Raw genomic sequence first — 14020 nt, forward strand, 5'->3', positions numbered from 1 at the left:
CAATGAAAATTCATACGATTGTTTGAATGCCGGCCACAATCACCGCTGCGTGCCAATAAAGCCCTTTTAACCCGTGGGAATCGACCGACATTGTTCGCGACAGGTGTGCCCATGTGCCGCTTCAGTTATGCTTGGCCCTTGAACGGATAAGTAAGGAATAGCGAGTGGAATTTTTTGCAGACTACGGTTTGTTTCTTCTCAAGGCGGTGACCATTATGGTGGCCATTTTGGTGGTGATCGGCGGCATTGCCTCACTGACGATGCGCAATCGCTCAGACAGTGAGGGCGAGCTGGATATCAAAAAACTCAACGACGAGCTTGAAGATCATCAGCATCAGCTGCGCGCCGTAGTGTGTGATAAAGACGCACAAAAACAGTTGGAAAAGCAGCAAAAGAAAGATGAAAAAGCGCGTCGCAAAGCGGATAAAAAGCGCGCCAAAGACGGCCTTGAGCCCAGCGCTGATCCGCGCAAACGATTGTACGTGCTGGACTTTGACGGCGATATTCGCGCCAGCGATGTGGAATTGTTGCGTGAAGCCATCAGTGCGGTACTGACCTTCGCCCGCAAAGAAGACGAGATTGTTCTGCGCTTGGAAAGCGGTGGCGGCATGGTGCACAGCTATGGATTGGCATCATCGCAGTTGAAGCGCATTCGTGACCGCGGCATTCAGCTGACCGTGTGTGTCGATGAAGTGGCGGCCAGTGGTGGTTACATGATGGCTTGCTTGGCAGACAAAATTATTGCCGCGCCGTTTGCATTGATTGGCTCAATTGGTGTGATGGCGCAGCTGCCCAACTTTAATCGCTTGCTGAAAAAACACGACGTCGATTTTGAGTTGTTCACCGCTGGTGAGTACAAACGAACTGTCACTATGTTTGGACACAATACGATCAAAGCCAAAGAGAAATTCCAACTCGATTTGGAGGATACTCATGCTCTGTTCAAACAACACGTACAGCATTACCGCCCGCGTGTGGATATCGAAGCGGTAGCAACTGGTGATGTGTGGTATGGCCAGCAAGCGTTGGATCGAAAGCTGGTGGATGAAATTGGCACCAGCGACGACTACCTGATCAATGCGTGTGAACATGCCGATGTGTACACGGTGAAGTACGAACAGCGCAAAACGCTGCAAGAAAAATTGGGCATGGCAGTGCAACAGGGCATTGAACGAGCGGCGGTGCGACTGATGACGGTGGCCAACCGACAAACACAAACAAAGGGGTAACACATGGGCTTCAGAGCATTTCGTGTAGAGCAAACCGAAGCGGGTTTTGCTGGGCAATGGCAGTCTGTTGATCGCGAAACATTGCCTGAGGGCGAGGTTGAGATTGAAGTCTTGTTCTCGTCGGTCAATTACAAAGATGCTCTGTCCTACAGTGGCAATCGCGGCGTTACCCGCGAATACCCACATACCCCGGGCATCGATGCCGCGGGTCGCGTTGTGAACAGTCAGTCGGATGAGTTTTCCGCCGGTGATGAGGTGGTGGTGTTCGGCTATGACCTAGGCATGAACACCGACGGTGGTTTTGCCCAGCGCATTCGCGTGCCGGCGCAGTGGGTTTTGCATTTACCCGACGGATTGTCTGCCAGTAACGCCATGGCTTGGGGCACGGCCGGTTTTACCGCCGCTCTGAGCGTTCTTAAACTGGAGCGCAACGGTATTTCACCGGAGCAAGGCCCGGTGGTGGTCACTGGAGCGACAGGCGGTGTTGGCTCGATCGCCGTGGCTTTGCTGGCGCATCTTGGTTATTCTGTGGTGGCTGTGTCTGGCAAGGAAGAACAAGTGCCTTTTTTACAGCATCTAGGTGCAGGCCAGGTGGTGGGGCGTGAAGAGATAATGGCAGCCAAAGGCAAAGCCATGGCTCGCACCCAATATCAGGCAGCCATCGACACCGTTGGCGGCGACATGGTGGCAGCACTGGTGCCTCAAATTCGCCCTGAAGGTGCGGTGACGACCTGCGGCATGATTGCCGGCACGAGTTTTGATGTCAGTGTCTTTCCGTTTATTTTGCGCGGCGTTAGTGTGCTGGGCGTGGACTCGGTTGAAATCCCTCGTGCGCTCAAACAAGCCGTGATCGACAAAGTGGCTGGTGAGTGGGCGCTGCCGCAACTGGATGCGCTGACCTCAAGCATTGGTCGCTCGGAACTGACCGCCACGCTTGAAGCATTGCTGCAAGGCAAAGGCGTGGGCCGTTATCGTTTGGAGTTGGGTAAAGAGTGACCACCTGCGCCGCTAGTCGCGGCGCAGATGATCGCGTACAGCAATCGGGTTGGGGTAGTTGAACACCACGATGTAACTCGATACCGCAAAGGTAATGATTGCTGTGGCTTGAATGGTCAGAGAGGCGGACTGAGAAATCAGCCCGCTATCGCTGGCCACAAAAGCAATCAATAGCGAAAATTCACTGATCTGCCCCAGGCGAAAGCCGACGTCCCAAGCCAAGCTAGGCCGCTCACTAAAGCTAGCCAGCATGTAGCGCAAGGTGACCGGCTTGATCACCAATGCCGCGATGGCCAGTACCATGGCCGGCACAACCACTTCACTGAGCAGGTTTAGATCTAACCCTGCGCCCAATGCGAAAAAGAACATCACTAAAAAGAAGTCACGCAGTGGCTTTAAACTCAGCGCAATAAACTGTGCTACCGGGCTGGTGGCCAGCGCCACACCCGCGACAAATGCGCCAATTTCATAGGTTAAACCCAGCTTTGCTGCTGCCTCTGCCACCGCCAAACACCAGCCGATGGCGAGAATAAATAGATATTCTTGAAAGCGATCAAAGCGTGTGATCAATGGCAGTAACAACCAGCGCACGGCGGCGTAACAACCCAGCGCCAAGAGCGGCATCGCCAGCAGTGGTTGCCATAAAGGAATGTCCTGATCACCCGACAGAAAGCCCAGCACAATCAAGGTAACGATGGCGAGAATGTCCTGAATCAGCAGTAAGCCGATCATCAACTCGCCCATGTGCTTATGATGCAGCACCGTGGTGGGCAGCAGTTTGAGTGCAATGATGGTGGAGGAAAACACCATGGCCGCGGCAATCACCAAGCTGTCCATAGTGCTGAAACCGAAGGCATAAGCTATGGCAAAGCCACTGGCGGCAAACACCACCGAGCTCAGTAAGGCGACGGAGGTGGCTTGGCGCAGCACTGCCAGAAGTGCCATCGGCTGCATATCCAGGCCAAGCAGGAACAGCAAAAAAATGATGCCGATGTGCGACATGTGAGAGAGCGCTTCGGGGTGCTCAATCCAGCTCATGCCAAACGGACCCACCAGCACCCCAAGGCCGATGTAAGCAATGATCAGCGGTTGGCGGGTATACAGCGCCAGGGTGGCCAATATCGCCGCCCCGGCAAACACAACAAAAAATGTAAAAATAATGTCTTCAGGCATGCATGAAGAGTAAGTGAGGCCCCAGGCAGAAGCCAGCAAAAGCTGTGTGTCTTCTGCCTGTTGGGTATTACTCGGCGATGGCCCGCAGCAGGTAGGCGCGTTCTATGCCTTGATGGTTGATGTAGCTACCAACAATGTCGCCGTGACGATTGATGCCGTTGGCCGTGGTTAATGTGCCTTCCACCTCGACCAAGTTGTTCAGGTCGTACAGTTCGCCTTGGATAAAGGCAATGGCGCGGCCGTTGCCATTAGGCAGGGTGGAAAAGCCGACGGCGCTGCCGCTGCGGTTAATATCAAAGAAGATGGACTCGATGCCGGGCTGATCGCTCAATCCGCCGACCACGTGCTGGGTCAAACCGCCGGCTACGGAGGGGTACCAGATGGTCGCTTGCACGGAGCTGAATGGCCGTAACGTACTGCTGCCTGCGATCATGCCGTAGTCGTTTATCTCCCAGCCATCACTCCACAGCTCTTCTGCCGACTGAAGCTGGGTGAAACCGTCCGGGGTTAAGACAAATCCCCGGTTGGGCTTGCCCGACCAGCGTTCGTATTCAAAACCGGCAATGTCGCCGAGATTGTTGTTGGCAAGTGCGCGGCGAAAAAAGCTCTCATGGATGGCTACTGCGCTTATTTGGCCTTGCTGCCAAATTACGGCGGTATCTTGCTGGTCGCTGGAATCCGACCAGCCGACAATGTCCCCGGAGTCATTAATGTCCGTTGCAACGGCGCTCAGGCCGCTGTCACCGCTCAGTGTGGGCAAAGCCTGTGCCTTACCGTCCACAAATTGCAGGGCGACGTAATGCCAGCCATTGGAGCTTGTTTCTTGCTGATAACCAATGATGTCGCCATGGCGGTTAATACGACTGGCTTCTGTGTGCTGAGCGATGGCGCTAGCCGTGCCAAGGTCGAGCATCTGGCCGTTGTGGTAAAGAAAAGCAAAGTGGCAGTTAACGTCGCTGGTATCGGTGGTGCACTCATGCTTATTGTCGCGAGAGGACCAGCCAACGATGCTTCCCGAGTCATTGATATCCAGAGCAGCCGCTTCTGGGCCACCCAGGGTGCCAATGTCCTCAAATTGATACAAGGGGGTGGCGGTTGCGGTGGAGGTGAAAACGCCGAGTGATATGGCTGATAGCCATGTGGTTACAGATTTCATTAAAGCTCCTTGCGGTTATGTTGTGGTAGCAAGATCGGCCACCTAGTAACAACCTTATCATTTTAAGGTGATATTTTTGTTAACAAGAATCAAGATATGCTGGACAAGGCGTTAGATCGCCGCTGCTGGAGCAAGTGGGTGCAGTTGAAAAGCAGGTGGGCGGCTCGACGGGAAGTGAGTAGGGAGTATTCAGGAGGGTTTAAAGTGGGAATAACACAACCACCGGCTGGCGGTGGTTGTGTCGGAGCAAGAACGCTAGGAGCGCCGGCGGAACAGTGGCCGTGGGTCGTTCACATCGCTTTGATAGCTGACACTAAAGGTAGAAAACGCAGCCAGAGCATCGTCGATGTCCTGGTCGTCGCGCAGTGCGAAGCGATCAAAGCCGCAGCGCAGCATGTAAAACAGTTGGTCGATCAGCACATCACCGCTGGCCTGCAGTTCACCCTGGTAACCAAAGCTCTGCCGTAACAAGCGCGCGGTGGAATAGCCACGACCGTCGCTGAACTTTGGAAAGTCGATGCTGATGCGCGCCATCAGCGCAGCATCTTCGCCCAATTGGTCGGCGGTCTCATCGCTGTTGAAATGCACACCCAGCTTGCCTTGTTGCGCCAGTGCTAGCAGGTCGTCGCGTTGTTCTAGCCAGCGCTTCAGCGGCACGATGGCGTACTCTGTAACAGCTTGCTCGTCGTCTGCAAAGTGCCAAGGGTCGTTGCTCAGCAACTGCTGGCGATCAATCAGCTTTGCCATAGACGGCCTCCTTAAATACGGTGTGGCCGGCGCGGCGATAAGTTTCCAGGAAGGTTTCACCGTCGATACGCTGTGCGACGTAGCAGTCCAAAATCTTGGCGATCACATCAGGCATGGCGTCGCGGGCAAACGATGGGCCTAAGATTTTGCCCAGAGAGGCATCGTCACCACCGTTACCACCGAGCGAGATCTGGTAAAACTCTTCGCCTTTTTTATCGACACCCAGTACACCAATGTTACCGACGTGATGGTGGCCACAAGCGTTCATGCAGCCAGAAATGTTGAGGTCGATTTCGCCTAAATCGTGCAAATAATCGAGATCGTCAAAGCGCACCTGAATGGCCTCAGCAACCGGAATCGACTTGGCGTTGGCCAGAGCACAGAAGTCACCGCCTGGGCAGCAAATCATGTCGGTCAGCAAACCTAAAGTGGGAGTCGCCAAACCGTTGCTTTTGGCTTGCTGCCACAGCTCATACAAGCGCTGTTGTTCAACGTCTGCCAGTACCAGGTTTTGCTGGTGCGTGGAGCGGATTTCGCCCAAGCTGAATTCTTCCGCCAGATCGGCGATGGCATCCATTTGCTCAGCGGTCACATCGCCCGGAGCATTGCCTTTTTGCTTCAAGCTCAGGTTCACAATGGCATAACCGGCTTGTTTGTGTGGTCGCACATTGCGCTGAACCCAACGGGCAAAGGCGGCGTCTTGCGCCTGTGCTTGTTGCAAGCTCGCTGGGTTTGACTCCAGTGTCTGGTAGTTCGGCGTGGTGAAGTGCGACTTCACTCGGTCCAGCTCGGCCTGAGTCAGTTTGTCTTCGCCGTCTTTGATGCGCTGCCATTCAGCTTCAACCAGCTCTTGCATGCGCTCAACACCCAGGGCTTTCACCAGGATTTTGATGCGTGCTTTGTACTTGTTGTCGCGACGACCGAACTGGTTGTAGATGCGGATGATCGCATCTAAGTAGGTCAGCAAGTCTTCTTCTGGCAGGAAGCTGCGAATCTCAGAACCAATAATTGGCGTACGACCCAGGCCACCGCCAACCAAAATCCGATAGCCGAGCTCACCTTGCTCATTGCGCACGATGTTGATGCCAATATCGTGAACCTTGACTGCTGCGCGGTCGACACCCGGAACGGCATTGACCGCAATCTTAAATTTGCGCGGCAGGTAAGCAAATTCAGGGTGGAAGGTGGACCACTGGCGAATGATTTCGCAATAGGGTCTTGGGTCGACCAGCTCATCGGCGGTAACCCCTGCGAACTCGTCGGTGGTGGTGTTGCGAATACAGTTGCCGCTGGTTTGCACCGCGTGCATCTGCACTGAGGCCAAGCGCTCCAGAATGTCAGGGCACTGTTCTAAGGCCGGCCAGTTAAACTGCACGTTTTGGCGTGTACTGAAGTGTGCGTAGCCCTTGTCGTAATCGCGCGCAATGCTGGCGAGGGTGCGCATTTGCTTGGCGTTAAACAGGCCATAAGGGATGGCGACACGCAGCATGGGCGCATAGCGCTGCACATAAATGCCGTTCTGCAGTCGCAGTGGCAAAAATTCTTCTTCTGGGATCTTACCGTCCAGATAGCGGGCCATTTGCCCGCGGAACTGGGCGACCCGCTCGTTCAGCAGTTGCTGGTCGTACTGATCGTAAACGTACATAGCTATCCGGTTAGCGAATTAGAGTGATTATGACGGCGAACCATAACAAAGCTTCGTTATGCTTAAAATGACTATTTATCTATATGGAAATAACTAGAGACTATAGTGACATTCCGCTTTGGTACGCTTGCCATGCGCCGCTTAATGGCCCTGGAAAATCACTGAACACGGCGCACACGCCCATTTGCCACAAGTCTTGTGCTTGTGATGGCTGGTTGACCGTGTAAGCCGCGCAGGCAATGTCGGCCGAGGTGACGCTTTGCAGTTGCTCGGGTATTAGCTGCTGGGCGTCAAAGTGCAGGCTGGTGCATTGGGCTTGTTGCAGCTGTTGTGGCCAGTCTGTGTCGATGGCTTCAACATTGAGCGCTCGTGGCCATGGCGCCAGGTGTTTGGCTGCCAGCTGCAAAGCTGTGACGTTAAAGCTACTGATCAGCAGAGCGGGCAGGGCATCCAGAGATTGTGCCGCCGAGTGGATGGCATGCGCGGTGGCATCGATAGTCGCTTGCTCCAGCCCGGCCATGGGTTTGATTTCCAGGTTCAGTGACAGTTGCAGCTTTGCTGCCAGTAGCAGCAGCGAGTGCAGCGTCAGAATTCGGGTGCCGACAAAGCTTGGGTGAAACCAAGTACCGCTGTCGAGTTGCTGTAACTGTTGCCATGTGTGCTCAGTGACTAACCCTTGGCCGTTGGTGCAGCGTTGCAATTCGTCGTCGTGGTGAATAACGGCGATGCCATCGGCGCTGATGGTAACGTCCACTTCCACCCAGTTGGCACCCTGTTGCTGCGCCAACTCAATCGCTGGTGCGGTGTTTTCAGGTGCATCACCGCTGGCGCCCCGGTGGGCAATGACGCCGTTCATGCTTTGGTAGAGAGACCATACAGATGCGGGAGTCGTGATGTTCATATGCGCAGCGTTGCCCAGTGTTGTGATCGCCAAATGACGGCGTAGATGATCGACAGCAGGACTCGATGGCTGACTTGCAGCAGCCAAATGCCGAGTAAACCAAAACCGGCCAGCGGTCCCATTAGATATGCCAGCGGCAACAGCACCAACCATTGCATGACCATATTGATTTTTAGCACTTGGCGGCTGGCACCGGCGCCGAGCAGCGCTTGGGTCAGCACCATAGCCACTACCTCTATCACAATGGCCAGGCCAGAGATGCGCAGTGGCCAGCTGCCCAAATCGATCAGTTCTGGGTCTGGGGTGAATAAGCGCATAATGGCTTCCGGGAACAGCCACAACGGCAGTCCGACCGTCGCCATCATCGCCATGGCCAAACGTACCACTTCCCACCCCCAGCGATAGGCGTCCTGTGGTTGTTGGCGACCGAGAGCTTGTCCGACCAAGCTGGCGGAAGCGATGCCCAGACCGACCGCCGGCAAAATGAGCACCAAGGCTAGGCTGATCAGTATATGTCCGACGGCCTGCTGCTGGGTGCCGATTTGCCCGATGATCCAAAACATCACGCTGGTGCCCAGCGCAAACAAGGTTTGTTGAGTTGAATTCGGCACAGCCAGTCGCGCCAGCGTCATCACATCGGGCCAAGGCGGCCAGCGCAGCGGCAGTCGGCGAAACGTCAGCCAGGTATAAATGACACTGCCGATGGCCATCGACGCTGCTGTACCAATGCCAGAGCCGACGGCGCCTAGGCCGTCGATGGGGCCAAGGCCGAAAATCAGCACGTAGCTGATGCCAACGTTGGCCACATGCATCAGCAGCAGAACGTATAAATAGATACGAGACTCACCAATGCCACTCCAATAGCCGCGATAGACGAAGTTCAGCGCCACGAAGGTCGCCGCCAGTGTGCGCCAGTCAAAATAGGCAATGGCAATGTCACTGACGTCGCTGTCGTGGTTAAACCAAGGGATGAACCAGTCGCTGGTGGAGACGAACAGGGCGGTGAGCGGTATCCCCATGATCAGTGCCAGCGTTAGTCCGGCCAAAAAGGTATTGGCCACGCGGCTGGGTTCATTGGCACCGAAGCGTCGGGCCACCAATGCCTGTACGCCGGAGGACAGCCCCATCACGGTGGAGACGACAATAAAACTGGCGTAGCTGCCAACGCCGACGGCGGCCAGGGCCTCCTGCCCCAGGCGTCCGACCATCGCAGCGTCCACCAGGTTGATCAGACTTTGTGACAGCATGGCGCCAATAATCGGCAGGCCAATGCTGAGTATGCGCGTCAGTCGATGGGGTTCAATCGAGGTGAGACGCGCCAGCCATAGAGTCAATTAATACACCATAATCAATGAGTTATGGCTCATAGCTCAAGTTAGGGGACAACCAGCGTTCGAGTGTCGTCAGCGGCATTTGCTTGCGCTCCGCCAGATCGCGAACCTGGTCTTGGTCGATTTTGCCGACGCCAAAGTACTTAGCTTGTGGGTGTGCCAGGTACCAGCCACTGACCGACGCAGCCGGGGTCATGGCAAAGGATTCCGTCAAGCTGACGCCGGTGTGTTGTTCGGCTTCTAGCAGTCGGAACAGGGTCGCTTTTTCCGTGTGATCTGGACAGGCCGGGTAGCCAGGTGCTGGTCGAATGCCTTGGTAGGCTTCTTTGATCAGCTGATCATTATCGAGTTGTTCGTCGCTGGCGTAGCCCCACAGCTCCTGGCGCACTTTTTCATGCATGCGCTCGGCAAATGCCTCGGCTAGGCGGTCGGCCAGCGCTTTCATCATGATGCTGTTGTAATCATCGTGTTGAGCATCGTACTGTTTGGCCAATTGCTCTGCCTGAATGCCTGCGGTGACGACAAAACCACCCATGTGATCAGCCAGCTGCCCTTCAGGGGCAACAAAGTCGGCCAGCGAGTAGTTCGCTTGCTCGCCAGGTTTGACTGTTTGCTGGCGCAGTTGGTGCAAGGTGGCCAGCTCCTCGGTGCGGTCTGCATTGAAAATGACAATGTCATCGGCGCCGCGGCGCTGCGCCGGCCACAGGCCGACCACGGCCTTGGCGGTAAACAGTTTGTCGTCGACAATGCGCTGCAGCATGGCACGCGCATCCTGGTAGAGGTTGCGCGCCGCTTCGCCAACCACTTCGTCATCGAGAATTTTCGGGAATTTGCCTGCCAGCTCCCAAGAGATGAAGAAAGGTGTCCAGTCGATGTAGTCCACCAGCTCGCCGACATCAAAATCGTCAAACACGTGCAGCCCGGGTTGTTTGGGCGCCACTGGCGGGAACTGTTGCCAGTCGGGTTGGAACGCATTAGCGCATGCATCGCTATAACTCAGCAGGGCCTTGGCCTTGCGGTTGGCGTTGCGTTGGCGAACATGCTCGTATTCGCTGCGCAAATCGTCGATGAAAGTGGGCTTGTCTGTTGTTGATACCAGCTTTTGCGCCACGCCTACAGCGCGTGACGCGTCGGTAACGTACACGGCAATGTCATTGTCGAACTGTGGTTCGATCTTCACCGCGGTGTGGGCCTTGGAAGTGGTCGCACCACCAATCATCAGCGGAATGTTGAAGTCCAGGCGCTGCATCTCGCGCGCCACATGCACCATTTCATCCAGCGATGGGGTGATCAAGCCAGACAAGCCGATGATGTCGACATTTTCTTCACGCGCAACTTTCAGAATTTTCTCTGCTGGCACCATAACGCCAAGGTCAATGACTTCAAAGTTATTGCACTGCAGCACCACGCCAACGATGTTTTTGCCAATGTCGTGCACATCGCCTTTCACGGTGGCCATCAAAATCTTGCCTTGGCTTTCTGCTTTGCCGTCCTTTTCTTCTTCGATAAAGGGCAGCAAGTAGGCCACGGCTTGCTTCATTACCCGGGCGCTTTTCACCACTTGCGGCAAGAACATTTTGCCAGAGCCAAACAGGTCGCCAACCACGTTCATGCCATCCATCAGCGGCCCTTCGATCACTTCAATCGGACGGTCAAACTGCTGTCGGGCTTCTTCGGTGTCCTGCTCAACAAAGGCATTGATGCCTTTCACCAGTGCGTGAGTGAGACGCTCATTCACCGGCAGGGAGCGCCAGGCTTCGTCTTCTTTTTCCTGTACGCTGCCGTCGCCGCGGAACTGCTCGGCGATTTCTAATAGGCGGTCGGTGGCGTCGTCGCGACGGTTGAGAATGACGTCTTCGACGCGCTCTTTCAGCTCGCCCGGTAGGTCGTCATAGACGGCCAGCTGTCCGGCATTGACGATGCCCATGCTCAAGCCATTGCGAATGGCGTGGTAGAGGAACACCGAATGAATGGCCTCACGCACCGGGTCGTTGCCGCGGAAAGAAAAGGACACATTGCTGACACCGCCAGAAATTTTGGCGTGTGGCAACTGGCTGGAAATAAAGGCGCAGCTGTTGATGAAATCAACGGCGTAGTTGTTGTGTTCATCAATGCCTGTGGCGACGGCAAAAATATTGGGGTCGAAGATAATGTCTTGCGGCGGGAAGCCGACTGTATCCACCAGGATGCGATAAGAGCGCTGGCAGATTTCATTTTTACGCGCTTCGGTATCGGCTTGGCCGGTTTCATCAAACGCCATGACCACCACCGCAGCGCCAAAGCGCAAACAGGACTTGGCCTTGTCGATGAAGTCTTGCTCGCCTTCTTTCAGGCTGATGGAGTTGACGATGGCCTTGCCTTGAATGCACTTCAGGCCAGCTTCGATGATGTCCCATTTGGAAGAGTCCACCATGATGGGCACACGCGCGATGTCGGGCTCTGCAGCAATTAGATTGAGGTAGCGCACCATGGCGGCCTTCGAGTCCAGCATGCCTTCGTCCATGTTGATGTCGATGATTTGGGCGCCGTTCTCGACTTGCTGGCGCGCGACTTCCAGCGCCTCGTCGTAGCTTTCTTCTTTGATCAACCGCTTAAAGCGCGCCGACCCTGTGACGTTGGTACGCTCGCCGACGTTAACGAACAGGCTATCGCTGTCGAAGTTAAACGGCTCCAGACCCGCTAATTTACACGCGGGCGCGAGCTCTGGAATCACGCGCGCACTGTGGCGGCCAACGGCTTCGGCCAACGCTTTGATGTGCTCTGGCGTGGTGCCACAACAGCCGCCGACAATGTTTAAAAAACCGCTGGCAGCGAACTCTTCGACAATGGCTGCCATCTCGGCCGGTGTTTGGTCGTATTCGCCAAACTCGTTCGGCAAACCGGCGTTGGGGTGTGCGGAAATATAGGTGCTGGCTTTGTTGGACAGCTCCTCAATGTGTGGGCGCAGCTCTTCTGCGCCCAATGCGCAGTTAAGGCCGATGGAAATCGGTTTTGCATGTGCCACTGAGTTCCAGAACGCTTCGGCGGTTTGGCCTGATAAGGTGCGCCCAGAGGCGTCGGTGATGGTGCCGGAAATCATAATCGGCAAGGCTTCACCGCGTAGCTCGAACACGCCTTGGGCGGCATAGATGGCGGCTTTGGCGTTCAATGTGTCGAACACGGTTTCGATCAGGATCAAATCCGCGCCACCGTCGATCAGGGCGTCGGTGGCTTCGGTGTACTCAGCCACCAATTGATCAAAGGTAATGGCGCGGTAGCCAGGGTCGTTAACGTCCGGAGAGATGGAGGCGGTTTTGCTGGTCGGGCCCAGTACGCCGGCAACAAAGCGCGCCGTGCCAGTGGTGGCAGACACTTCGTCGGCAACTTGGCGGGCAATGCGCGCCGCTTCTCGGTTGAGCTCAGGCACCAGGTCTTCGAGCTGGTAGTCTGCCTGAGAAACCCGGGTTGAATTAAACGTGTTGGTTTCCACGATGTCAGCGCCCGCCATCAGGTATTGGCGGTGCATATCAGCAATCAGGTCTGGCTGGGTCAGCACCAGCAGGTCGTTGTTGCCTTTAACTTCTTGGCTGAGATCGGCAAAACGTGCGCCACGGTAGTCTTTTTCTTCCAGCTGGTGAGTTTGAATCAAGGTGCCCATGCCGCCGTCCAATATCAGGATGCGTTGTGCCAAGGCGTCGTGTAACTGCTGCAAGCGCTGCTGGCGAGAAAGGGTTGGCGGAGTTGTGTGATTCATGCTGGTTCTTCTTCCGTTGGGTGATCGGCGCGGCCATAAAACGGCGGTCGGCGATTGTAGCAGAAGGTGGGATGCTGTGTACCGGCTTACCCTAGTAAAACACTAGGGTATTCAAGGGGCGCGTCGCTTGCGGTATAGTAGCGCCATTGTTTCTTTCAGGTGATCCCATGACCCAATACGTGAATATTACGTCCGAAGCCGAAGGCTACCTTGCAGACTTGCTGGAAAAGCAAAACGTCGAGGGTATGGCCGTGCGTATTTTCATCACTCAGCCCGGCACTAAGTACGCAGAAACTTGCTTGGCGTATTGCCGCCCGGAAGAGGTCAATGACAAAGACGAAGTGCAGCAAATGGAAAAGCTGAAAGTCTATGTTGAAGCGATGAGCATCCCGTATCTGGATGAGTCGGTCATCGATTTTGCCAAAGACCGCATGGGCGGCCAACTGACGATCAAAGCGCCAAACGCTAAGATGCCACGCGTCAACGCTGACAGCCCGGTCGAAGATCGTATTAATTATTTGCTTTACACCGAGATCAACCCAGGTTTGGCGGCGCACGGTGGAGAGGTCAGCTTGGTGGAGCTGACTCAAGATGGCATTGCAGTACTGAAGTTTGGCGGCGGCTGCCAAGGCTGTAGCGCCGTAGATATGACGTTAAAAGACGGCGTCGAAGCCAGCTTGACGTCTAAGATTCCGGAAGTGAGCGGCGTGCGTGATGTGACCGACCACACCGTCACCGAGAACGCATACTTCAAGTAAAACGATCTCGGAGCGGTGCAATAAAAAACGGCAACTCAAAGTTGCCGTTTTTTATTTGAAGTCGTTGATGGTGGCTCCGAGTCGGTAGCTGTCGTTATCTTCCTCCACTCGGCAGATGGTGATGTCTGCCGTCAGTGGGGCGGTGGCTTGGCCCCCGCTGCTGATGTAGAGCGTCCCTGTGGCGCCAATCGGTAAAGGTTCGCTGCAAGCCAGTTGCACGCCGGTACTGCTTAAGTCGAGACACGTGAGTTGCAAATCGCGCCCATCGCTGAGTCGCAAAGACGCTGGTGTCTTGATCTGCATGCGCATGAAATCGCGTTTTTCCTGATAGGTGCGAGTCAGTGTCGTCAT

The 14020-nt window shown here is 55.2% G+C and carries 11 protein-coding genes; 3 read left to right on the forward strand and 8 right to left on the reverse strand.

The window, feature by feature from the left end; genetic code table 11:
• Positions 1-164 precede the first annotated feature (164 nt).
• Positions 165-1229: a protease SohB gene (gene sohB, locus CHH28_RS14060; RefSeq protein ID WP_094060903.1), complete on the forward strand. Its 1065-nt coding sequence runs from the start codon at positions 165-167 to the stop codon at positions 1227-1229.
• 3 nt (positions 1230-1232) lie between these two features.
• A complete protein-coding gene (locus CHH28_RS14065) occupies positions 1233-2225 on the forward strand; it encodes a YhdH/YhfP family quinone oxidoreductase (protein ID WP_094060904.1) in 993 nt (330 codons plus the stop codon).
• Between the two features lie 12 nt (positions 2226-2237).
• Here the strand turns inward: CHH28_RS14065 and CHH28_RS14070 are convergent, their stop codons facing one another.
• The 7 genes from CHH28_RS14070 to metH form a co-directional block, all read right to left on the reverse strand.
• Complete coding sequence (locus CHH28_RS14070) at positions 2238-3398, reverse strand: cation:proton antiporter (RefSeq protein WP_094060905.1); 1161 nt, start codon at positions 3396-3398, stop codon at positions 2238-2240.
• Between the two features lie 67 nt (positions 3399-3465).
• Entirely contained in the window at positions 3466-4554 is a 1089-nt protein-coding gene (locus CHH28_RS14075) for a DUF3466 family protein (RefSeq protein ID WP_094060906.1), read from the reverse strand.
• A 255-nt stretch (positions 4555-4809) separates the two neighbouring features.
• The gene (locus tag CHH28_RS14080; RefSeq protein ID WP_094060907.1) at positions 4810-5301 is read right to left on the reverse strand and encodes a DUF934 domain-containing protein; all 492 of its coding nucleotides are present in this window, start codon (positions 5299-5301) and stop codon (positions 4810-4812) included.
• Entirely contained in the window at positions 5285-6946 is a 1662-nt protein-coding gene (locus CHH28_RS14085; RefSeq protein ID WP_094060908.1) for a nitrite/sulfite reductase, read from the reverse strand. Before CHH28_RS14085 ends, CHH28_RS14080 begins: the two co-directional genes overlap by 17 nt.
• 100 nt (positions 6947-7046) lie before the next feature.
• Complete coding sequence (locus CHH28_RS14090; protein WP_094060909.1) at positions 7047-7847, reverse strand: glycerophosphodiester phosphodiesterase family protein; 801 nt, start codon at positions 7845-7847, stop codon at positions 7047-7049.
• Positions 7844-9181, reverse strand: a complete 1338-nt coding sequence (locus CHH28_RS14095) for an MATE family efflux transporter (protein WP_233243627.1) — start codon at positions 9179-9181, stop codon at positions 7844-7846. Before CHH28_RS14095 ends, CHH28_RS14090 begins: the two co-directional genes overlap by 4 nt.
• A 22-nt stretch (positions 9182-9203) precedes the next feature.
• A complete protein-coding gene (metH, locus tag CHH28_RS14100) occupies positions 9204-12911 on the reverse strand; it encodes a methionine synthase (RefSeq protein ID WP_094060910.1) in 3708 nt (1235 codons plus the stop codon).
• Between the two features lie 167 nt (positions 12912-13078).
• Here metH and nfuA point away from each other — a divergent pair, with 167 nt between their 5' ends.
• Positions 13079-13669, forward strand: coding sequence for a Fe-S biogenesis protein NfuA (gene nfuA, locus CHH28_RS14105; protein ID WP_094060911.1), 591 nt, complete (start codon positions 13079-13081; stop codon positions 13667-13669).
• 51 nt (positions 13670-13720) lie between these two features.
• Here the strand turns inward: nfuA and CHH28_RS14110 are convergent, their stop codons facing one another.
• On the reverse strand, positions 13721-14020 hold the full coding sequence (locus CHH28_RS14110) for a PilZ domain-containing protein (RefSeq protein WP_094060912.1): 300 nt from the start codon (positions 14018-14020) through the stop codon (positions 13721-13723).

This window comes from Bacterioplanes sanyensis (assembly GCF_002237535.1).
Classification (GTDB): Bacteria; Pseudomonadota; Gammaproteobacteria; order Pseudomonadales; family Oceanobacteraceae; genus Bacterioplanes; species Bacterioplanes sanyensis_A.